The organism is Empedobacter falsenii (assembly GCF_013488205.1).
GTDB lineage: Bacteria > Bacteroidota > Bacteroidia > Flavobacteriales > Weeksellaceae > Empedobacter > Empedobacter falsenii_C.
The window spans coordinates 2,964,199-2,987,421 of sequence record NZ_CP040908.1; the positions used below are offsets into that span (position 1 = coordinate 2,964,199).

Genomic DNA, 23,223 nt, shown 5'->3' on the forward strand with positions numbered 1-23,223 from the left:
CTACAAATTAAGGCAATTTATTAATTGATTTTTAAAATTGTTCTTTATTTTTTAATAAAATTTTTTGAAATATTTCCACCACCTATTCGGTATTTCACCATTCAAGGCTTGTTCATAATCTTTTTCTGAACATGGAATAATTTCAAATTTTCGCTCTCCATCAACAGTGTTATCAACTTCTATCCACAATTGATTGGTTAATATATTTCGATAAAAAATATAATTGTATCCTTCTGTAGGAACAAAAATTTTCTCAAAATATTGTGCATCACCAAAACTTTTTATCTCTGGACGATGATTTTTCCCATCAATAAAATACCAAATCATCTGCGAAATTAATAGATGATCTAATTTTTTATAATTTTCGATATAATCACAAACGTAAAGTGAAGTCAATTTATTGCTGAAACCTAAATATCTTGTCAACGCACAAATTTCGCGCGAAGAAAACCCATTTGGCGTCATATTTTTTGAAGAAGAGAAATCCGAACCTTGCAAACTCGATAAATTAAGCAAAGCTGCATTAGCATCTCGAGAATAAGGTTCTATTTCTTTTACATTTTCGGAAATTACCCCCAAACGAACAGCATCAAAATTTAACTGATCTAACAAATCTAATTTTTCTTGCGCAACAAAATATGTTTGAAAACCAATATTCGTATAATCCAATAAATTGAAAGGCTCATTCGAAATAATTTTTGTTAAATAATTATTTTCTGTTGTTTGCGCTTCATCTTTACCTAATCGTAATTTATGATCGATTGTTAGGTAATAAACTTTATCAACAATTTCGTCATACGCACGATATTGTTGATAACCTAAACTTGGATTTCCACCCAAAATAACAACGACATATCCATCACGAATTAATCCGTTTGTAACTTCTCTAAAAACTTTTTCGGTTTCCGCTTTATCATCATAATAAACAACATCACCAAAATCGTACAAATCTATCGACCAATTTCCCATTTGCAATTCGTACAATTGTGTACGAACAAGGCTAAAATCTACATCTTCGATCAAGTCTTTTTGTTTCGAACGAGATTCTGTCACACCAATAATTGCGATTTTATCGTTCGATTTTTCATCGATTTCGATCACATCTTCGCGGAATTTTATTGCTTGTCCTAACGCAAAAGAATTACAAGATTTAGCAAAATCTTGTAATTCTTCAGAAACGGGTTTTAAAAAGTCGTTGTACATTACTTTTTAGTCGTTGTTTTTTTAGTTGTCGTTTTCTTCGCAGTTGTCTTTTTTGCTGGTGCTTTTTTAGCCGCAGCTTTCTTTTTCGGTTTTGCTGCTTCTATTAATTTTTCAACCTCAGCCAAAGTCAACGCTTCTGGATTCGTCTCTTTCGATAACTCAACTTTTATTTTTCCTTGAATCAAATTATAACGTCCCCAACGCGCTTTCTCTAAACGAATTTCCTGTTCTGCCCATTCGCGAACAACACGTTCAGATTCTTTACGTTTTTTATCTTCAATCAATTCGATAATATCAGCTTGAGATAAATGATCGAAATCGTATTTTTTCGGAACATTAATAAACCATTCGTTCCATTTGATAAACGGTCCAAAACGTCCTTTTCCCTTTGTTACATCATACCCTTCGTATTGTGCAATCGGCGCATCAGCTTTTAATTTTTCTTCAATTAATTCTACTGCTCGATCAAATGATAAATCCATTGGATCTTCCTCTTTCGGAATAGAAATATATTTATCATCAAATTTCACATAAGGTCCAAAACGTCCGATATTTACCTCCACTTCGTGCGCTTTATATTCACCTAAAGTTTTTGGTAATTCGAACAATTTCATTGCCTCTTCTAAGGTAATATTATGAATAGATTGATGTTTTTGAAGACTTGCAAAACGAGGTTTTTCTTCATCTTCTGCTTCACCAATCTGAATCATTGGTCCAAAACGTCCAATACGCGCATGCACTTTTTTACCCGAAACAGGATCAATTCCCAATTCGCGTTCTCCAGTTGCACGATCTGCATTTTCTTGAACATCTTCTACAACATGATGAAATTTCGTGTAAAATTCATCAATCATTTTTGTCCAATTCAATTTACCTTCCGCAATTTCATCAAAACTATTTTCGACACGCGCCGTAAAATCATAATCCATCACATTCGTAAAATAATCAACCAAGAAATCATTTACCACGATTCCGATATCCGTTGGCATTAATTTGCGACGATCAGCACCAAAAATTTCTTTTTGTTGAACTTTTTTGATTTGATTATCAATTAACGTTAAGGTATTATATTTTCGTTCTTGACCATCCAATTCACCAACTTCCACATAACCTCTATTTTGGATTGTAGAAATCGTTGGTGCATAAGTTGACGGACGACCAATTCCTAATTCTTCTAATTTTTTCACCAAAGATGCCTCTGTATAACGAGCCGCAGGACGAGAAAAACGTTCAGTACCGTTTATTTCATCTGCTTTCAATTGCTCATTAACTTTCACACTTGGCAATAATACTTTATCGTCATCTGCATCCTCGTCGTCAAACGATTCTTGGTAAACTTTTAAGAAACCATCAAACACAATTACTTCTCCTTTCGCTTGGAAAATAAAGTTGTTTTTGTTGTTATCAATATCAATGATAGTTCGCTCCAGTTCAGCATTTGCCATTTGAGAAGCAACTGTACGTTTCCAAATTAATTCGTACAATTTTCGCATTGAATCGTCTGCATTAATCGAATGATTTTCAAAATGCGTTGGACGAATCGCCTCGTGCGCTTCTTGTGCAGATGAATTTTTGTTTTTGTATTTTCTTATCTCAACATATTTGTTTCCGTAAGCAGATTCTATCTCAGCTTTTACCGCTGTTAAAGCGTCATCAGACAAATTCACACTATCCGTTCTCATATATGTGATATGTCCAGATTCGTATAATTGTTGTGCAACACGCATCGTTCTCGAAACTGAAAAACCTAATTTACGAGATGCTTCTTGTTGCAAAGTTGATGTTGTAAACGGCGCAGAAGGTGTACGTTTTGCAGGTTTCTTTTGTAAATCGTTTACTTTAAAATCTGCTCCAACACAGGTTTCTAAGAAATCTTCGGCTTCTTTTAACGTTGAAAATTCTTTTGTTAAAACTGCTTTTAAGGTTCTTCCTTCATTCGTTTCAAAAATTGCAATGAATTTATATGACGAAACTGGAACAAAATTTTGAATTTCTTTTTCACGTTCGACAATTAATCGAACAGAAACTGATTGAACACGTCCTGCTGATAAACCTGGTTTGATTTTCTTCCATAAAATTGGCGACATTTCGAAACCAACTAATCTGTCCAAAACACGACGAGCTTGTTGCGCATCAACCAAATTTTCATCAATCTGACGTGGATTTTCTACCGCACGTTGAATCGCTTTTTTCGTAATTTCATTAAAAACAATACGTTTTGTATCTTTCTTTTCTAATCCTAGAACATGATACAAATGCCAAGAAATTGCTTCTCCTTCGCGGTCCTCATCGGATGCTAACCAAATTGTTTGGGCTTTCGAAGACAATTTTTTTAGTTTACTTACAACCTCCTTTTTATCAGGTGTTACTTCGTATATTGGCTTATAATGATTCTCGATTTCGATTCCCATTCCTTTCTTTGGTAAATCGACCACGTGACCAAAACTTGATTCCACGATAAAATCATCACCTAAAAAACCTTGAATGGTTTTAGCTTTTGCTGGGGACTCAACAATAACGAGATTTTTAGACATATTGTTTTCTTAAAAAATTTCTGCAAAATTAATAACAAAAAAATGAAGCAGCCAAAAATGATTTTCAACTGCTCCGTATTTTTATCTATTTCATGTAAGGATTATCCTTGTAAATATCTGTTCCGATTTTGTCTATTTCTGATTGTTCGTCGTCTTCTGTTCCTATAACTGTTTCATATAAAACATATGTCGCAATATAGATTAGAGGCATTGCTACTAATAATCCAACTCCACAAGCAAGTGCTCCTAAAATTGCGACTCCAAAACAAGCCAAACAAAAAACAAATGCTGATCCGAAGTTTTTAAATAAAATACTTACACTTGATTTTATAGCTTCCGTTGTTGTAAAACCTGTAAACAAAACAAACGGAATTGCTAATATTGATGTAACATAGAAAATGAACCCAGGTACAATACATAATAAAATACCTATGAATCCTAAAAATTGAACAGCTAAATATGTTGTAAAAATCACCCCAAATTTTCCATCTTTATAATGAATAAACAAATCTGAAAAGTCAGGATTTTGATGTTTATTAAATTTTTTAGCCATTGTCAAAATACTTACTGTAATCGGTGCTAAAGCTGCTGCAACTACAATACTAACAATATTACTCACCCACGCTAAAGGAGATAAAGCTTCCGCATAAACTTCATCTACATCAGACATATCTGAAATAGCAAAAGTAGGTACCGAAATGATTAATCCTAAAATAAAATTAATTGTGAAGCTAATTGCGAATGTAATTACAATTGCAAGAATTGCATATAATGCGATTCCCGAAAAAATTTCCCATGATTTTGAAAAAATATCTCCAACGTTTATATTAACTCCACGTTGCTTAATTTCTTCTATTCTTTGTCTAATTCTATCATCCATAGTTTTATATTTTTTTTAGATTTCCTCAAATCTACAAAATGTTAATAAAATGCAAAAGAAAATTTTACTGCCAATATGTCACATAGATTTATTATTTTTGCACGATAAAATATCCATTTTAGAATGCATACAGAAGAAAAACATATAGATGAAGCAAGACAAGGAGAGGCTTTGATGACTGCTCCTACTCGTAATGCAACAAAGAAATTATTCTTAGAAAGTTACGGATGTCAAATGAATTTCTCGGATAGTGAAATTGTTGCATCTATTCTAAATAACGAAGGTTACCAAACCACTCAAAAAGTTGACGAAGCAGATTTAATTCTTTTAAATACTTGTTCGATTCGTGAAAAAGCGGAACAAACAGTTCGTAAACGTTTAGGAACTTTAAACGCGATCAAAAAACAAAATCCAAGTCTTAAAATTGGTGTTTTAGGTTGTATGGCGGAACGTTTGAAACATAAATTTCTTGAAGAAGAACATTTAGTTGATATCGTTGTTGGACCTGATGCTTACCGCGATTTACCAAACTTAATCAACGATGTAGAAGATGGTCGTGATGCAGTAAATGTACAATTATCAAAAGAAGAAACGTATGCCGAAATTTCTCCTGTTCGTTTAGGTGGAAATGGCGTTACAGCTTTCGTTACGATTACTCGTGGCTGTGATAACATGTGTACGTTCTGTGTTGTACCTTTTACGCGCGGTCGTGAGCGTTCTCGTGATCCGCACTCAATTTTGAATGAATGTAAAGAATTAGCAGAATCTGGTTACAAGGAAATTACACTTTTAGGTCAAAATGTCGATTCATATTTATGGTATGGTGGAGGACCAAAAAAGGATTTCAAAAATGCAACTGATATTCAGAAAGCGACTGCTGTAGATTTTGCGCAATTATTAGACATGGTTGCTACGCAGTTTCCTAATATTCGTTTACGTTTCTCAACTTCTAATCCACAAGATATGGAAGAAAGCGTATTAGAAATGATGGCGAAACACAAAAACATTTGTAAATACATTCACTTACCTGTTCAATCGGGTTCTACGACTGTTTTAGAACGTATGAATCGTCAACATACTCGTGAAGAATATTTCGAATTAATTGATAAAATTCGTCGTATCGTTCCAGATTGTGCTTTATCTCACGATATGATTGCAGGTTTCTGTGGCGAAACAGAAGAAGAACACAAAGATACATTATCGTTAATGGAATATGTGAAATATGATTTCGGTTATATGTTCGCTTATTCTGAGCGTCCTGGAACACCAGCGCACAAAAAAATGCCTGATGATGTTTTACCAGAAGATAAAAAACGTCGTTTACAAGAAATCATCGAAATGCAACAAAAACATTCTGCTGAGCGTATGAATAGTTATGTTGGAAAAATTCATGAAGTTTTGATTGAAGGTAACTCTAAACGTGACGAAAATTTCTGGTACGGACGTAATACGCAAAATGCAGTTTTAGTTTTCCCTAAAGTAGAAGGAACTAAAGTTGGTGATTTTGTAAACGTAAAAGCAAATAGCTGTACAACGGCAACTTTGATTGGTGAAATGATTGAAGATTAATTTATCTTTTTCAACAATCAATCTGTCAATTGTATACTAAAAATAAAATTCGTCAATTCGAGTGATTTTTATGAATAAAATGATTAAAAATTGTATCGAGAATAGAATTTTAATAGTTTAAAACCTTTTTCTCGATACAAAATTCTAAAGAATTTCACTCGAAATGTCGGTTTTAATAAGACAATAATTGAAATTTGATAAATCATTTTTCGAAAACCTAAAAAATTAAAAAATGGATTCTTTACAAACTATCAAACAACGTTTTGGAATCATTGGAAATAATGTAGCCTTGAATCGTGCTTTAGAAAAGGCGATTCAGGTTGCACCTACCGACATTTCTGTTCTTGTCATCGGAGAAAGTGGTGTTGGTAAAGAATTTATTCCGAAAATTATTCACAATCAATCAGCACGCAAACACAACAATTATATTGCGGTGAACTGTGGTGCGATTCCAGAAGGAACAATAGATTCTGAATTATTTGGACACGAAAAAGGCGCTTTTACAGGTGCTACACAAACACGTAAAGGTTATTTTGAAGTAGCAGATGGCGGAACAATTTTCTTAGATGAAGTTGGTGAATTACCTTTAGCTACACAAGTGCGTTTGTTACGTATTTTGGAATCGGGCGAATTTATGAAAGTTGGTTCTTCAGAACTTCAAAAAACAAATGTTCGTGTTGTTGCTGCAACGAATGTAAAACTATTAGAAGCTGTTGAAAAAGGTAAATTTCGTGAAGATTTATATTATCGATTAAATACAGTTCAAATTGATATTCCAGCTTTACGCGAGCGTAAGGAAGATATTAATTTATTGTTCCGAAAATTTGCTTCAGATTTTGCAAATAAATATCGAATGCCTCATATTGAGCTTTCTCCAGAAGCGCAAAACTATATTGCAAATTATCCTTGGCCAGGAAATGTGCGTCAATTGAGAAATTTTGCTGAACAGGTTTCTGTTGTTGAAAAAGACCGTGTGATTTCGTTAGAAAAAATCATGGAATTATTACCTAATAATTCAACAATGTTAACGGTTACAAATAAATCGAAAGATGGAAGTTCTTCTGATTTTATGGAACGCGAATTATTGTTCAAGGTTTTATTAGACATGAAAAAAGACTTGAACGATTTGCGTGCTTTAACATTAGATTTGATCAAACACAAAGATGTGGAAGATTTTAATGGTAATACGCAAGAATTGATTCAGCGCGTTTATCAAGATCAAAACGAACCAGAAGAAGATTTTGTTCCAAGTCAATATAATTTGGTTCCAACGAAATCTGCTCCAATCACACCAAGTTATAAACAACCGCAATACGATTATTCAAACGATGTATACGACGTAAGTCCAATCGAAGAACCAGAGTCACTTTCGTTGCAAGATAACGAAAAGGAAATGATAAAATTGGCGTTAGAAAAACATAAAGGAAAACGTAAAATGGCGGCTGACGAATTGGGAATTTCTGAGCGAACATTGTACCGAAAAATCAAACAATATCATTTGTAATATGAACAAAATAAAACTATTCATCCTTAGTATTTTTGCTATTTTTAGTTTAACAGGATGTATAAGATATACCCTTTCAGGAGCGGCAATTGAAGATGATTGGAACACAATTTATGTGGCAACTTTCCCGAATTACGCACCTCAACAAAATCCTACTTTAAGTCAAGATTTAACGATTGCAATTCAAGATATTTTTAGAAGTAGAACGAAATTGAAGTTAAATTCTAACGAAAATTCTGACTTAATTATCGAAGGTGAAATTACGGGATACGATGTTGTTCCTGAAGCAATTCAATCAAATGATATTGCAGCAAAAAACCGTTTGACGATTTATGTAAAAGTTCGATATATCAACAATAAAGACGAATCAAAAAGTTATGACAGAACATTTTCTGCTTTCCAATTATATGACGGAAATGCGATGTTAAGCGCTGTAGAATCGTCAATTGTTCCATTAATTATTGATGATATTCGCGACCAAGTTTTTGCGTCTATTGCGATGGATTGGTAAAAAAAATAACCTTATATTTGAGCAATGACCAGAATTGAATATTTAGTAGCACATCCGTACGAAGTTGAGAAATCGGACATTCCACTTCTTAAAAAAGAAGTAGAAAAATATCCGTATTTCTACACATTGCGTGCTTTGTTACTTTATGGTTTGAAAAAGGAAAATCATCCTTCTTTTGAGGATTATTTGAACAAAACTTCAATTCACAGCAGCAATCGTGTCGATTTGTATCATTACATCAATTCGGAACCAATTCAGAAAGAGGTTAAAGTAGAAAATGAAACTATTTCTCCTAAAATGGAAGAAGAAAAAGTGGAAGAATTAGTTGAAAACGAAATTATTTCTGAACCTATTTTAGAAAATTCTACTTCTGAAATCATCGAAAACAATAACGAAACAGTTGAAGTTGTTGATGAAATCATTGAAGAAAAGGAAGAAGAATCTAATCAAGAAATTGAGGTTATTTCTGACATAAATTCTGATGAAATTAATGAGGATATTGTGGACGAAATGATCGAAAATGATACAGAAGAATCGGAATTGAGAACAGATCATGTGGTTGATATTATTTCGGATGAAGAATTGAACGAAGTTGCTGAAATCACGAATAAAGTTGTGGTAGAAAATCATTCGAAAGAAGAAAATTTAACTTCTGAGAATGATATCGAAAATGCTGTTCAACAAACTTCTGGAATTGAAATTATTGAATCTGAACCTCAGCAAGTAATTAAAACAATAGTAACAATAGAAGATAATCAGGAAGAAGAAATTGTAGAAGGATTGTCTGAAAATGCTGAAGTAATTGAAGAATCTGAACCTGAAATGGTTGAAGAAAAAGTAGAGATCATTGAAAATAATTCGGATGAATCGACGTTTTCTTTTTCAGATTGGTTGAAAAAAGTTCCTTCTCAATCAAAAACACAACAAGAGATTGAAGAAGAGCAAGAAATTGCAGAAAGAGAAATAAAATATAAGTTGATTGATGACTTTTTGGAAAAAAATCCGAAAATCGTTCCGATGAAAAAAACGGATATTACACCAGTCAGCACACCATCAAATTTCGTTCAGAACACGGAAGAATATTCGGATTTGATGACCGAAACTTTGGCTCAGATTTATATTGAGCAAAAAAAATATGATAAGGCAATTAAAGCTTATAAGATATTAATTTTGAAATATCCAGAAAAAAATAGTTTATTTGCAAATCGAATTAAAGAAATTGAAAATTTAAAAAACTCTAAATAATAAAATGGGACTATTTCAGTTTTTCATGATTATTATCATGATTTTATGTGTATTATTAGTACTAATCGTATTATCTCAAAACCCTAAAGGAGGAGGATTATCTTCTACTTTCGGAGGTGGTGGAGGAAGCCAAATGTTTGGAGTTCAAAGAACAAATAAATTCTTAGACAACACAACTTGGGGATTATTTATCGCTGTAATCGTATTGATTATTGGAGCAAGTGCTTCGCATGAAAATCCAAATGCGATAAAACCAATTAAGCCAAATGTTACGGCACCGGCTAATAATTTACCAACACAACCTGCTGCAAACGGAGCAAGTCAAAATCAATTACCAGCTCAACCAGCGAAGTAATTTTGATAAGAAAATAAATTAAAAAACGCGAATCATCGAATGATTCGCGTTTTTTAATGCCTTATATTGAATATTTATTCATAATTTAGTCCTAAACACTGAATATGAAACACTATTACTTCTTTATACCTTTAATATCTTTGTTTCTTATTAATTGCGGTCAACAAAAAATTTTAAAAACTATTTCTATGAATGAATTAAATATTTTTAGAACTGCATTTGATGGCAAAGGGTGTAAAAACGAAATAAAAGTTTTCTCAAATATGAAAGATTTTGATGAATTTCAAAAGTCATTAATTATTCCGGGACAACGAAACGCTCCATTAGAAATAATTGACTTCTCAAATAAAAATATTGCAGTTATTTGTAAAGAAGATATTGATCGTTACGAAATCTCAGAATTAACTAGTTCTTCTAAAAAAAACATTTTAAAACTACATCAATATAAAGATGAAGCTGATAAATCTATCAACTTATTTTTTATAGAAATACCTAAAGAAATTAATTATTTAACACTAGAATATTGAAATTTATGAAAACAAAATTTATTATCTTATCTCTTCTGATGGGAGGAAGTTCGGTTTTTGCGCAAAGTAATCATTGGCAAGAATTGAAAAATAAAAATTTTCAACCTACTAATTTAGTTGAAAGATCAACTGTTCCTAAAGAATTTACATTATTTAAATTAGATGTTACAAGTTTACTTAATGACTTAAATTCTATTGCCAACAAAGGGAATAATAATGCTCAGTTAGTAAACATTCCGAATGAAAATGGAGAAATAACAAAATATCTTGTTGAAGAAGCATCTATTATGGCGCCTAAATTACAAGAGAAATATAACACTATTAAATCTTATGTAGGGAAATCTGTTGATGGAAAAGCTACAATCCGTTTTAGCTATTCTCCATATCACGGTTTTAGTGCAATGATACAGAATGGTCACGATATTTCTTATATTGATGCTTATACGGAAGATTTGTCAACTTACATTTCTTATAGTAGAAAAAATGTTGATGATAATATTAATTTTTCTTGTCATACAGATGATGTATATCAACAGAAATTAATCAATCAAATCACAAATGATATACCTACGAATAAAACTGCTATTGATGGTAAAATGAGAAAATACCGTTTAGCTTTAGCGACAACTATAGAATACTCTAGATACCATGTAAATAGAGCAGGATTATCATCTGGTACATACGAAGAAAAACTAGCAGCTGTTATTTCAGCTATAAATGTAGCTATGACTCGTGTAAATGGTGTTTATGAAAAAGAGTTTGGTGTAACAATGGAACTAGTGGAAAATAATGATAAAATTATTTTTATTACAACAGATGAATACACCAACAATAGTGGAAGTGCTATGCTAAAAGAAAATCAAATTGTTTTAGACAGAGAAATAGGTGTAGATAATTATGATATTGGCCATGTTTTTTCTACTGGTGGTGGTGGAGTAGCTTACTTACAAAGCCCTTGTAGCACAATTAAAGCAGGAGGTGTAACTGGATTAGGAGCACCAATAAATGATCCTTTCTATATCGATTATGTAGCTCACGAAATGGGACATCAATTTGGAGCACCACATACTTTTAACAATTCTTGTGGAGGAAATCGCTCAGGCGCTACAGCTGTTGAACCTGGTAGTGGAAGTACCATTATGGCTTATGCTGGTATTTGTCCTCCTAATGTACAAAATAATAGTGACCCTTATTTTTCTACTGTAAGTGTTAGTAATATATATAATTTTATTACTTCTACAAATGGAAGTTGTTCAGTAAATACTGATTCAGGAAACAATGAGCCTGTTATTGCTCTAGATAAATTGTCATATAACATTCCTCACTCAACTGCTTTTGTTTTGGAAGCAACAGCTACTGATCCTGATGGAGATGCAATAACATACAACTGGGAACAAACAGATACACAAATAGCTACGCAACCTCCTGTATCTACTAATAAAAATGGACCAACATTTCGATCTCTTAATCCAACTACAGTAGGATACAGATACTTCCCTAATTTACAATCAATTGTTGATGGTAAATTAACTTTAGAGACAAATCCAGCTCCTATGAACTGGGAAGTTATTCCAAGCGTTGCTCGTACGCTAAAATTCTCTCTTTTAGTTAGAGATAACAATCCTAAAGGAGGTCAAACTGATCGTAAGAATGTTGTTCTTGTTACAAAAGATTTCGGACCATTCAAAGTGACTTCGCAAGCGACAACTGATTATTGGACACAAAATTATCCTGCTACAATTACTTGGGATGTTGCGGGAACGGATGCAAACGGAATTGATACACAAAACGTAAAAATCTTATTATCAGTTGATGGTGGAAAAACATTTGATTATGTTTTAGCTGAATCAGTTCCAAATAATGGAAAATATGATTTCACAGTTCCAACGAATGTTTCGTTAACAAAAGAAGCGCGCATTATGATTAAAGCAATTGATAATGTTTTCTTAGCGGTAAATGCTTCAAATTTTGAAATTTCTGATAAATTGGCAACTTCTGAGATCAATTCAAAAGATTTAGCGACAATTTCTCCAAATCCTTCAAATGGAATAATCAATTTAGATTTTACAAAATCATTTACAACAGGTAAAATTACGGTGACAGATTTAGCAGGAAGAACAGTTTACTCAAACAAATTGAATTCTTCTAAATCTCAACAAGTTAATTTATCTAGTTTATCAAATGGAGTTTACATTGTTTCGATTGAAGCTGGCAACGAACAATTCACGAAAAAAGTGATTATTAAAAAATAATTATTCATAAAAATTACTTTAAATGCCAAGTTGTCTGACAGCTTGGCATTTTTATTTTTTCTCATTACAATTAACTTATCCATAATGGCAGAAATTGGCTATTGGCACGTTTTTCGTTGGTTAAAAATCATCAATTTAGAAAAAATAAAAAATACAAATATGTCACAATTAAACATTAAACCATTAGCAGATAGAGTGGTTATTGAGCCTGCTCCAGCAGAAACTAAAACAGCTTCAGGAATTATTATCCCAGATTCAGCAAAAGAGAAACCACAAGAAGGAATTGTTGTTGCAGTTGGTAATGGAAAAAAAGATGAACCAATGACTGTTACAGTTGGTGATAAAGTTCTTTACGGTAAATATTCAGGAACTGAATTAAAATTAGAAGGTAAAGATTACTTAATCATGCGTGAAGCTGATATTTTGGCAATCATCTAAATTTAGTTGTAATAAGTAAAATGTATTAAGTACAAAGTAACTTATTTTTTAATTTTTAATCATATTCGACTTAAGACTTAAGACTTAAGACATCAAAACATAAATAAAAATGGCAAAAGATATTAAATTCGATATTGAATCAAGAGACGCTTTAAAAAGAGGTGTTGATGCATTAGCAAATGCAGTTAAAGTAACATTAGGACCAAAAGGTCGTAACGTAGTTTTAGAAAAATCTTTCGGTGCTCCACATGTAACAAAAGATGGAGTTTCTGTAGCTAAAGAAATCGAATTGGAAGATCCAATCGAAAACTTAGGTGCACAAATGGTGAAAGAAGTTGCTTCTAAAACAAATGACGTTGCTGGTGATGGTACTACAACTGCTACAGTTTTAGCTCAAGCTATCGTTCGCGAAGGTTTGAAAAACGTTGCTGCAGGTGCGAATCCAATGGATTTGAAACGTGGTATTGATAAAGCTGTTGCTGGAATCGTTGCTAACTTAAGAGAGCAATCTCAAGAAGTTGGTGATTCATCAGAAAAAATTAAACAAGTTGCTTCTATCTCTGCAAATAACGATGATACAATTGGATCATTAATCGCAGAAGCTTTTTCTAAAGTTGGAAAAGAAGGTGTTATCACTGTTGAAGAAGCAAAAGGAACAGAAACTTACGTTGACGTTGTTGAAGGAATGCAATTTGACCGTGGATACCAATCGCCATATTTCGTAACAAATGCAGATAAAATGATTGCTGAGTTAGAAAATCCTTACATTTTATTATGCGAGAAAAAAATTTCTAACTTACAAGAAATCTTACCTTTATTAGAGCCAGTTGCTCAATCAGGACGTCCATTCTTAATCATTTCTGAAGAAGTTGAAGGTCAAGCTTTAGCTACTTTAGTAGTGAACCGTTTAAGAGGATCTTTAAAAATCGCTGCTGTTAAAGCACCAGGATTTGGAGATCGTCGTAAAGCTATGTTACAAGATATCGCAATCTTAACAGGAGGAACTGTTATTTCTGAAGAGCAAGGAATTACATTAGAAACTGCTACTTTAGAAATGTTAGGTACTGCAGAAAGAGTAGTTATCGACAAAGACAATACAACAATTGTTAACGGAGCTGGTAATGCAGAACAAATCAAATCTCGTGTTAACCAAATTAAAGCGCAAGTAGAAACAACTACTTCTGACTATGATCGCGAAAAATTACAAGAGCGTTTAGCTAAATTAGCTGGAGGTGTTGCTGTATTATACGTTGGTGCTGCTTCTGAGGTTGAAATGAAAGAAATCAAAGACCGTGTTGATGATGCTTTACACGCAACTCGCGCAGCTGTAGAAGAAGGTATCGTTGCTGGTGGTGGTGTTGCTTTTGTTAGAGCTTTATCTAACTTAACAATTGATACTACAAATACTGACGAAGCGACAGGTGTTAAAATTGTAACGCGTGCAGTTGAAGAACCATTACGCCAAATCGTTCACAACGCTGGTGGTGAAGGTTCTGTAGTTGTTGCAAAAGTAAAAGAAGGAAATGGTGATTTCGGATACAATGCAAAAACTGACGAATATGTAAACATGATCGAGGCTGGAGTTATTGATCCAACTAAAGTTGCCCGTGTTGCATTAGAAAACGCTGCTTCTGTTGCAGGTATGTTAATCACGACTGAGGCGGTTGTTACAGAAATTAAAAAAGATGAGCCAGCTATGCCGCCAATGGGAGGTGGAATGCCAGGAATGATGTAATCATCAACTCATAAAAATATACAATAGAAAAAGCCATTCAGAAATCTGAATGGCTTTTTCATTAAGTCATAAATAATAAAAACTATATAATCGTCGATTTCCCCATCAATACATTTTCAAAATTGAAATATGAATGATGATCATGATCGCTCAATAATATCTTCGCAATATAATTTGCCACAACAGATGTCGAATAATCGCTCGTTTCATCTAAATCTGAAGTTACAATCAAATTATTAATCGCATTTTCCACCGCATTTTCTATTGCTTGCGCGCCTTCTTCTAATCCCAAATAACGCAACATCATTGCAGCACTCAAAATAGAAGCCATCGGGTTTGCAATTCCTTTTCCTTTTGCTTGTGGATACGAACCATGAATAGGCTCGAACAATGCATTTTCTGTACCAATAGAAGCCGAAGGCAACAAACCTATACTTCCTCCAATTACACTTCCTTCGTCCGAAATAATATCACCAAACATATTCTCTGTCAAAATCACATCAAATTGTTTTGGATTGATAATTAATTGCATCGCTGCATTATCAACAAACAAGAAATCTAATTCAACTTCTGGATATTCTTGGCTAATATCCATCGCTACTTTTCGCCACAAACGAGACGTGTCCAACACATTTGCCTTGTCTACCAACGTTACTTTTTTGCGACGTTTCATTGCTTCCTGAAAAGCTAAATGTGTAATTTGCTCAATGTCTTTTCTATTGTACGAACACGTATCATACGCATGCGAACCATCTTGCGCTGTAAATTTTTCTCCAAAATAAATTCCATTAATCAACTCACGAAAAATAACCATATCTGTTCCTTCGATGTGCGAACGTTTCAATGGACTTTTCCCTAACAAAGATTCGTAAGCCTTGATTGGACGGATATTTGCAAATAAACCAAGTTCCTTTCTCAGCTTTAACAAACCTTGTTCGGGACGAACTTTAGCGTTCGGATTATTGTCATATTTTGGATCTCCAATAGAACCAAACAAAACCGCATCTGCATCTTTACATAATTGCAACGTCGCATCAGGCAAAGGATTTCCCGTTTCGTCAATCGCAATTGCACCAATCAAAGCTTCCTCAAATTCGAAATTATATTTAAAAATTTGTTCAACGACTTTCAGAACTTTTATTGTTTCCGAAACGACTTCTGGTCCTATTCCATCGCCAGAAAGTACTGCAATTTTATGCGTTTTCATGTTGTAAAGATTTATGGTTTTGTTCGTAAGTTTCTATTTTATCTTTTTGACTGATTAAAAAATCAATGTCATCATATCCATTTAATAAACAGATTTTTTTATAAGAATCAACATCAAAATTAATGGTTTGATCTTGAATTTTTAAGGTTTGATTTTCTAAATTAACTTCAAATTCTGTTGAAGGATTTTGATCGATAATTTCAAAGATTTGATTTAAGATTTCATCTGAAACAACGATTGGTAAAATTCCGTTATTCAATGCATTTCCTTTGAAAATATCTGCAAAATAACTACTAATCACTACATCAAATCCGTAATCTTTGATTGCCCAAGCAGCATGTTCTCGGCTACTTCCGCAACCAAAATTTTTACCAGCAACTAATATTTTTCCAGCATATTTTGAATCATTCAGCGGAAAATTTTCAATTGATTGATTATCTTGATTAAATCGCCAATCTCTGAATAAATTATCTCCAAAACCTTCTCTACTAATCGCTTTCAAAAAACGAGCTGGAATAATTTGATCGGTATCTATATTTTCTATTTTAATCGGAACAGCCGATGATTTTAGTTGATTGATTGAATCCATTTTGAGTAAATTTTAATTGATATCAACAATTTTTCCGTGAATTGCAGCAGCAGCAGCAATCAAAGGACTAGCTAATAATGTTCTTGAATTTGGACCTTGACGACCTTCAAAATTTCTATTCGAAGTCGAAACACAATATTTTCCTTCTGGAACTTTATCGTCATTCATCGCCAAACAAGCCGAACAACCTGGTTCGCGCAATTTGAATCCAGAAGCTTCAAAAATTTTATCCAAACCTTCTTCTATCGCTTGCTTTTCTACTTGTTTCGATCCCGGAACAATCCACGCAGTTACATTTTCATTGCGCTGTTTTCCTTTCACATAATTCGCCACTTCACGCAAATCTTCGATTCTCGCATTGGTACAACTTCCGATAAACACATAATCAATTGGATGATTGATGATTGATTGATTATCTTGGAAGCCCATATATTTCAATGCTTTTTCAAACGATTCTTTTTCATTATCGCTTAACGAATCTTTTGACGGAATGATATCTTTCACCGAAATTCCCATTCCCGGATTCGTACCAAACGTAATCATTGGATAAATATCCGCTGCATCAAATTCTATTTCTTCATCAAAAATCGCATCAGCATCACTTGGTAACGTTTTCCAATATGCTACTTTTTGCTCCCATTCTTCTCCTTTCGGGGTAAATGGTTTATCTTTTAAATAAGCAAAAGTCGTTTCATCAGGTGCAATCATTCCGCCACGAGCGCCCATTTCAATCGACATATTACAAACTGTCATTCGACCTTCCATCGACATATTCTCGAAAACATCTCCAGCATATTCACAGAAAAAACCTGTTCCTGCATTTGTTCCAACTTTAGAAATGATATACAAAATCACATCTTTTGGTTGAACATTTGGATTCAGTTTTCCGTTGACTTTGATTCGCATCGATTTCGGTTTATTCATCAACAAACATTGACTTGCAAAAACCTGCGCAACTTGACTTGTTCCAATTCCGAAAGCAATCGCTCCAAAAGCACCATGCGTAGACGTGTGACTATCACCACAAACCATACTCATTCCCGGTTGCGTAACACCCAATTCTGGCGCAATAATGTGAACAATTCCTTGATACGGATGACCTAAGCCATAAAAAGTAATATTATTTTTTTCGCAATTAATTGCTAATTGTTCTAATTGTTGTTTTGATAATGGATCTCGAACTGGCTGATCTTGATTAATCGTTGGTACATTATGATCCGCAGTTGCTACAATTTGATCTGGACGAAAAATTGGAATATTTCTCGCTTCTAATTCTGCAAAAGCTTGCGGACTTGTCACTTCGTGAATTAAATGTTTATCAATATAAATCACTTGTGGTCCATTTTCTACTTGGCTGACAACATGGGCATCCCACACTTTATCGAATAATGTTCTCATGCGAATTTTCTTTGTGTTGATTGGTTAAACTGATGCATTAGTCCAAGTAAATCTTCGCGAACAACTTCTTTCTTCGAATCTGCGATTTCTAAAAATTGTTCATATAAAATATCTAATTCATTTTTAGATGTATCAAAACCGATATCTTTCAGACGATAAGCTAACGCTGAACGTCCACTACGAGCTGTCAAAATAATAGAGGATTCATTAACACCAACATCAGCTGGATTGATAATTTCGTATGTTTCACGGTTTTTAATCACACCATCTTGATGAATTCCAGAACTGTGCGCAAAAGCATTCGATCCGACAATTGCTTTGTTTGGTTGTACCATCATTCCCATTGTTTCAGAAGTTAATTGGCTTAATTCTGTTAACATTTGAGCATTGATATCTGTATAAAAATTCAATTCTTTGTGTTGTCTAAAAATCATCACGATTTCTTCTAAAGCGGTATTACCAGCGCGCTCACCAATTCCATTAATTGTACATTCAATTTGGCGTGCTCCATTTATTGCTCCTGCAACTGCATTCGCTGTCGCTAAACCTAAATCGTTATGATTGTGGCAAGAAATAATAACATTATCAATCCCTTGAACATGATCTTTCAAATATTTAATTTTATTTCCGTACTCAAAAGGTAAACAATAACCCGTTGTATCTGGAATATTAAGAACCGTCGCACCAGCTTTTATCACTTCTGCACAAACTTGAGCAAGAAAAGCATTATCCGTTCTTCCTGCATCTTCAGCATAAAACTCAACATCATCTACAAATGTTTTTGCATAAGCAACCGCTTCAACTGCACGTTCGATAATCGCTTCACGATTCGAATTAAATTTGTGAATAATATGAGAATCTGAAGTTCCAATTCCGGTATGAATTCTTGGTTTTACCGCATATTGCAAAGCTTTAGCAGCAGATTCTATATCTTTTTTGTTTGCGCGAGTTAAACCACAAACTGTGGCATTTTTCACTAATTTTGAAATTGCATTTACGGCTTCGAAATCTCCAGGACTTGAAATTGGAAAACCAGCCTCGATAATATCAACGCCTAATTCGTCCAATCGAGCCGCAATTTCTAACTTCTGTTTTTTGTTTAACTTACACCCCGGCACTTGCTCTCCATCTCTCAGTGTCGTATCAAAAATTTGAATCTTCTCAGCACTCATTGCAATTAGTTTTGTTTGTTATTGTGATGTAAAATTAAAATTGTACTAACTTTAATTTTTCAAATTGAAATAGGTTTTACAATTCTTAAAGCCGAAATATTTTAATCAATCATTTTATTTTCAATCAATTATACATAATTTAATTACAATGTCAAATCATAACAAAGACGCACTATTTAGTTTAATAAAGTCGCTTAATCGTTCCGAAAAACGTCAATTCAAGCTTTATGTAAATCGTTTGCAAATTAATGCAGATGCAAAATTTTTGTTATTATTTGAAGCGTTGGATAAGTTGGAAGAATATGATGAAACGTTAATTTTAAAGAAAAAAATTACCACGAAACAACAATTATCAAATCTAAAAGCGCATTTGTACAAACAAATTTTGTTTAGCTTGAGGATGAATCCTTCGCAACAGAATTCGCGTATGCAAATACGTGAACAATTTGATTTTGCTACAATTTTATACCAAAAAGGCTTGCACAAGCAAAGTCTAAAAATGTTGGACAAAGCCAAAACTCAAGCCTTAGATTTTGACGAAAAAGCTATTGCTTATGATATTTTAGAGCTCGAAAAAATTATCGAATCGCAATTTATTACACGAAGTATTTCTGGTCGTGCAGATCAGTTGATTGAACAATCAGAAGAATTAAGTTTACAGAATTTACAAGCGAGTAAATTATCTAATTTATCGCTGAAATTATATAGTATTTTGCTCGAAAATGGGTATGCAAAAGATGATGAAGAAATTCAAAAAATTCAGAATTTCTTTGATTCGGAAACAAAAAATATCGATTTTAAGAAATTAAAATTCAAAGAGAAATTATGGTTTTATAAAGCAAATGTTTGGTTGTCGATGTTAACGCAAAACCTTCATTCTGCCTATGAATTTTCTAAAAAATGGGTTGAGTTATTTTACGAGAAAAAAGATCGAATTCTTAGTCATCCTGTTTGGTTTATCAAAGGAAATTCATATTTATTGAAAATTTTATATCTGAAAAAAAATTCAGAAGAATTCAAATTTTGGTTTGATAAATTGGAATCTGTTTACGAGATTTTGCCTCAAAATGATAATGTGGAAGCCCTTTGGTTTATCAATAAATTTAATAGTAAACTGAATTATTTTTTCATTAATCCGAAAGAAAATATTAGTCCATTTTTGATTAAAGATATTTTGCGCGAAATAAAATTGCATCAACATAAAATCGATAATCATCATATTTTGGTGCTTTATCTAAAGATTGCTGCGTATTATTTTCTGAATAAAGATTGGGATAATTCCTTTGATTATTGTCAAAAAATTATCAATAGTGAATCTACAATTCAAGAAGATTTACATTTTTACACCTTGGTTTTGATTATGATGAATTTATATGATTCTGGCAACGATCAAGAATTGGATATGTATTCGTACAAAACGCATCAATTCTGTAAAAAGATGAAAAATAGTAACATTATTACACGAAAAATTAGTTTATTTTTTATTGAGTTGAATGATTTGTATCCGCATGAAAAAGTGAAAGCTTTTCGAGAATTAGATGATTTCTTGAAAGATTCGGACAATCAAAATTTGTTGCGAAGAAATACCAATTACATCAATCTTAGACGTTGGATGGAAGATAAAATTTAAATTTCATGAATTCAAATTAATAATTTCTCTCTATTTATCAAGTAAAGACAATTAATAAATCTAGAGTTCAATAATTTTCTATAAAATAAAATCTATTCAATTTATCTCAAAACAATAATTTATGTAAAAAATCATTGTTTTTTCTGCGTATTATTTCGCAAAAAAGGCTATTTATTAATACCTTTGCAACGTAAATATATTTTTGAGAAATGGAAAAACAACCTCAAGAGGTAGTGTTAGTTGGTGCTGGTATCATGAGTGCTACTTTAAGCATACTTCTTAAAAAAATAAATCCGGCTATTAAGATTTCTGTTTTCGAAAAATTAGATAAGATTGGATTTGAAAGTTCTGATGCTTTCAATAATGCAGGTACTGGTCACTCTGCTTTTTGTGAATTGAATTATACGCCAATGGACAAAAATGGAGTGGTTAATATTGATAAAGCAATTAATATTGCAAAACAATTTGAAACTTCGAAAGAGTTTTGGTCTTACTTAGTCGAAAATAATTACGTTTCTTCTCCAGAAAAATTCTTACGTCCTACTCCACATATGTCTTTTGTTTGGGGCGATGACGATGTAAATTTCTTGAAAAAACGTTACGAAAAATTATCTCAACATCCTTTATTCAAGGATATGGAATATTCGGATGATGTTTCTAAAATCAAAGAATGGGCTCCATTAATTGTTGATGGTAGAAAAGGTAATGAAAAAGTTGCGGCAACGCATATGAACTTAGGAACTGATGTAAATTTTGGTGAATTAACGCGTCAAATTTTCAAAGGTTTACAAGACAAAAAAGAAATTACGTTAGAAACTGAACACGAAGTAAAAGACTTAACTCGTCTTAGCAACGGAAAATGGGCAGTTAAAGTAAAAGATTTAAAATCTGGAAATAACAAAGCGCTTAATGCTGATTTCGTATTTATTGGTGCAGGTGGAGGAGCAATTTTATTATTGCAAAAATCTGGAATTCCTGAATCGAAAAAATTTGGAGGTTTCCCAGTTGGTGGACAATGGTTAATTTGTCAAAACGAAGAAGTCATCAAAAAACATCATGCAAAAGTATATGGAAAAGCAAAAATTGGTGCACCACCAATGTCTGTTCCTCACTTAGATACACGTGTTATTGATGGAAAACAATCTTTATTATTTGGACCATTTGCAACATTCTCAACAAAATTCTTAAAATACGGATCTAATTGTGATTTATTCAAATCTGTAAACTTAGGAAACGTAGGATTTTTGATGAATTGTGGTTTAAACAATATCGATTTAACAAAATACTTGGTAGAACAAGTAATGTTGTCTAAAGCGAAAAAGGTAGAATCTTTACAAGAATATTTCCCTGAAGCGAAATTAGAAGATTGGTTCGAACAAACTGCTGGACAACGTGTTCAAGTAATCGAAAAACAAGACGGAAAAGGAGTTTTGAAATTTGGTACAGAAATCGTTACATCTCAAGATGGAACAATGTCTGCCTTATTAGGAGCATCTCCAGGAGCATCTACATCTGTTAGCGCAATGTTGAACTTGATGAAACAATGTTTCCCAGACTTGATGAAAAACAACTGGAACGAAGCGATCAAAGAAATGATTCCTTCTTACGGTGAAGATTTAGCACAAGCTGAATTAGTTGAAGCATCAAGAGCGCGTACAACTAAAGTGCTTAAAATTTTAGATTAAGATTTTTCTTACTTCATATAATTATAAATCCTGATATTCATTTATCAGGATTTTATTTTTACACAAAACTTAAGAACATAAAAAAAGGTTTGAGAATAAATTCTCAAACCTTTTAATTTTTTCTGAACATCTTAGCCTTTCTAGTCTTCGCTTTTGATAATTTCGTATTCAACTTGCATCACTCCTGTGTTGGTGTGACCAATTTCGCTGAATGCAGCTTGACTTAAGTCTAAAACTCTAGATTTAGCGTATGGACCTCTGTCGTTAATTTCTACAACCACAGATTTACCATTTCTGATATTCGTAACTTTTACTTTCGTACCAAATGGTAAAGACTTATGGGCAGCTGTTAGTTCGTGTTTGTCATACGTTTCACCACTAGCTGTCTTGCGTCCGTGGAATTTGTCTCCATACCAAGAAACAACTCCTGTCGAGATTTTTCGAGCGCTATTCTCGATAAGTTCTCCAACCAACTTTTCATCTTCAACTGATAATGTATCTTTTTTGATGGTATCATTATCAATATCTTTACTAAATCTTTTCTCAGAAGCTGGCATAATAATTGTATCATTATTACCAGAATCCTTAAAAATTTTACCATCAGCATTTGCTATTGGAAAAATCATTAACATTGCTATAAACGCTGTAATGCTTTTCGTCATCCTTTAGATATTTCTGATTTACTTTGCAAATTTAAGGGTATAAACACCTTCTTATTTAGAATTATTCTAATCGATTGATTTTTAATTCTAAAATCCCTTGTACTTTGCGAATTTAGATGCCTACAGC

19 protein-coding genes are annotated in these 23,223 nt (G+C 32.9%); 11 read left to right on the forward strand and 8 right to left on the reverse strand.

Annotated elements, in window-relative coordinates:
- Nucleotides 1-51: 51 nt before the first annotated feature.
- The 3 genes from FH779_RS13915 to FH779_RS13925 form a co-directional block, all read right to left on the reverse strand.
- Complete coding sequence (locus FH779_RS13915) at nt 52-1,203, reverse strand: arginase family protein (RefSeq protein WP_180905133.1); 1,152 nt, start codon at nt 1,201-1,203, stop codon at nt 52-54.
- The gene (gene topA / locus FH779_RS13920; RefSeq protein WP_180905134.1) at nt 1,203-3,737 is read right to left on the reverse strand and encodes a type I DNA topoisomerase; all 2,535 of its coding nucleotides are present in this window, start codon (nt 3,735-3,737) and stop codon (nt 1,203-1,205) included. The genes FH779_RS13915 and topA overlap by 1 nt, the downstream gene beginning before the upstream one ends.
- Before the next feature lie 85 nt (nt 3,738-3,822).
- On the reverse strand, nt 3,823-4,617 hold the full coding sequence (locus tag FH779_RS13925; RefSeq protein WP_180905135.1) for a DUF2189 domain-containing protein: 795 nt from the start codon (nt 4,615-4,617) through the stop codon (nt 3,823-3,825).
- A 123-nt stretch (nt 4,618-4,740) separates the two neighbouring features.
- Here FH779_RS13925 and miaB point away from each other — a divergent pair, with 123 nt between their 5' ends.
- The 9 genes from miaB to groL all read left to right on the forward strand — a co-directional run bounded on the left by miaB (nt 4,741) and on the right by groL (nt 14,753).
- Nucleotides 4,741-6,186, forward strand: a complete 1,446-nt coding sequence (gene miaB, locus FH779_RS13930) for a tRNA (N6-isopentenyl adenosine(37)-C2)-methylthiotransferase MiaB (protein ID WP_180905136.1) — start codon at nt 4,741-4,743, stop codon at nt 6,184-6,186.
- Between the two features lie 232 nt (nt 6,187-6,418).
- On the forward strand, nt 6,419-7,690 hold the full coding sequence (locus FH779_RS13935) for a sigma-54 interaction domain-containing protein (protein ID WP_180905137.1): 1,272 nt from the start codon (nt 6,419-6,421) through the stop codon (nt 7,688-7,690).
- Nucleotide 7,691: 1 nt separating this feature from the next.
- Nucleotides 7,692-8,201, forward strand: coding sequence for an LptE family protein (locus FH779_RS13940; protein ID WP_180905138.1), 510 nt, complete (start codon nt 7,692-7,694; stop codon nt 8,199-8,201).
- 24 nt (nt 8,202-8,225) lie between these two features.
- Nucleotides 8,226-9,446, forward strand: coding sequence for a tetratricopeptide repeat protein (locus tag FH779_RS13945; protein WP_180905139.1), 1,221 nt, complete (start codon nt 8,226-8,228; stop codon nt 9,444-9,446).
- 4 nt (nt 9,447-9,450) lie between these two features.
- Nucleotides 9,451-9,801, forward strand: a complete 351-nt coding sequence (gene secG / locus FH779_RS13950; RefSeq protein WP_038332909.1) for a preprotein translocase subunit SecG — start codon at nt 9,451-9,453, stop codon at nt 9,799-9,801.
- Nucleotides 9,802-9,989: 188 nt separating this feature from the next.
- Nucleotides 9,990-10,328 (forward strand): hypothetical protein, encoded by a 339-nt coding sequence (locus FH779_RS13955; protein ID WP_152606104.1) that lies wholly within the window; start codon nt 9,990-9,992, stop codon nt 10,326-10,328.
- A 5-nt stretch (nt 10,329-10,333) separates the two neighbouring features.
- Nucleotides 10,334-12,580 carry a zinc-dependent metalloprotease gene (locus tag FH779_RS13960; protein WP_244957968.1) on the forward strand — a complete coding sequence of 749 codons (2,247 nt, stop codon included), beginning with the start codon at nt 10,334-10,336 and terminating at the stop codon, nt 12,578-12,580.
- 159 nt (nt 12,581-12,739) lie between these two features.
- Nucleotides 12,740-13,018, forward strand: a complete 279-nt coding sequence (locus FH779_RS13965) for a co-chaperone GroES (protein ID WP_180906864.1) — start codon at nt 12,740-12,742, stop codon at nt 13,016-13,018.
- Nucleotides 13,019-13,127: 109 nt separating this feature from the next.
- A complete protein-coding gene (gene groL / locus FH779_RS13970) occupies nt 13,128-14,753 on the forward strand; it encodes a chaperonin GroEL (protein ID WP_180905140.1) in 1,626 nt (541 codons plus the stop codon).
- An 82-nt stretch (nt 14,754-14,835) separates the two neighbouring features.
- On the opposite strand, the gene leuB is transcribed toward groL, so the two are convergent.
- Genes leuB through FH779_RS13990 form a run of 4 tightly spaced genes read right to left on the reverse strand, consistent with a single transcriptional unit; the run spans nt 14,836 to nt 19,119 of the window.
- A complete protein-coding gene (gene leuB / locus FH779_RS13975; RefSeq protein WP_180905141.1) occupies nt 14,836-15,960 on the reverse strand; it encodes a 3-isopropylmalate dehydrogenase in 1,125 nt (374 codons plus the stop codon).
- Entirely contained in the window at nt 15,947-16,549 is a 603-nt protein-coding gene (gene leuD, locus FH779_RS13980) for a 3-isopropylmalate dehydratase small subunit (RefSeq protein WP_180905142.1), read from the reverse strand. The genes leuB and leuD overlap by 14 nt, the downstream gene beginning before the upstream one ends.
- Nucleotides 16,550-16,561: 12 nt before the next feature.
- The gene (gene leuC, locus FH779_RS13985; protein ID WP_180905143.1) at nt 16,562-17,947 is read right to left on the reverse strand and encodes a 3-isopropylmalate dehydratase large subunit; all 1,386 of its coding nucleotides are present in this window, start codon (nt 17,945-17,947) and stop codon (nt 16,562-16,564) included.
- Nucleotides 17,944-19,119 (reverse strand): 2-isopropylmalate synthase, encoded by a 1,176-nt coding sequence (locus FH779_RS13990; RefSeq protein WP_180905144.1) that lies wholly within the window; start codon nt 19,117-19,119, stop codon nt 17,944-17,946. The genes leuC and FH779_RS13990 overlap by 4 nt, the downstream gene beginning before the upstream one ends.
- Before the next feature lie 148 nt (nt 19,120-19,267).
- On the opposite strand from FH779_RS13990, the gene FH779_RS13995 reads away from it, so the two are divergent.
- Both FH779_RS13995 and mqo read left to right on the forward strand, forming a co-directional pair.
- Nucleotides 19,268-20,749, forward strand: coding sequence for a hypothetical protein (locus FH779_RS13995; protein ID WP_180905145.1), 1,482 nt, complete (start codon nt 19,268-19,270; stop codon nt 20,747-20,749).
- A 209-nt stretch (nt 20,750-20,958) separates the two neighbouring features.
- Nucleotides 20,959-22,434, forward strand: a complete 1,476-nt coding sequence (gene mqo / locus FH779_RS14000; RefSeq protein ID WP_180905146.1) for a malate dehydrogenase (quinone) — start codon at nt 20,959-20,961, stop codon at nt 22,432-22,434.
- A 140-nt stretch (nt 22,435-22,574) separates the two neighbouring features.
- On the opposite strand, the gene FH779_RS14005 is transcribed toward mqo, so the two are convergent.
- Nucleotides 22,575-23,096, reverse strand: coding sequence for a septal ring lytic transglycosylase RlpA family protein (locus FH779_RS14005; RefSeq protein WP_180905147.1), 522 nt, complete (start codon nt 23,094-23,096; stop codon nt 22,575-22,577).
- Nucleotides 23,097-23,223 lie beyond the last annotated feature (127 nt).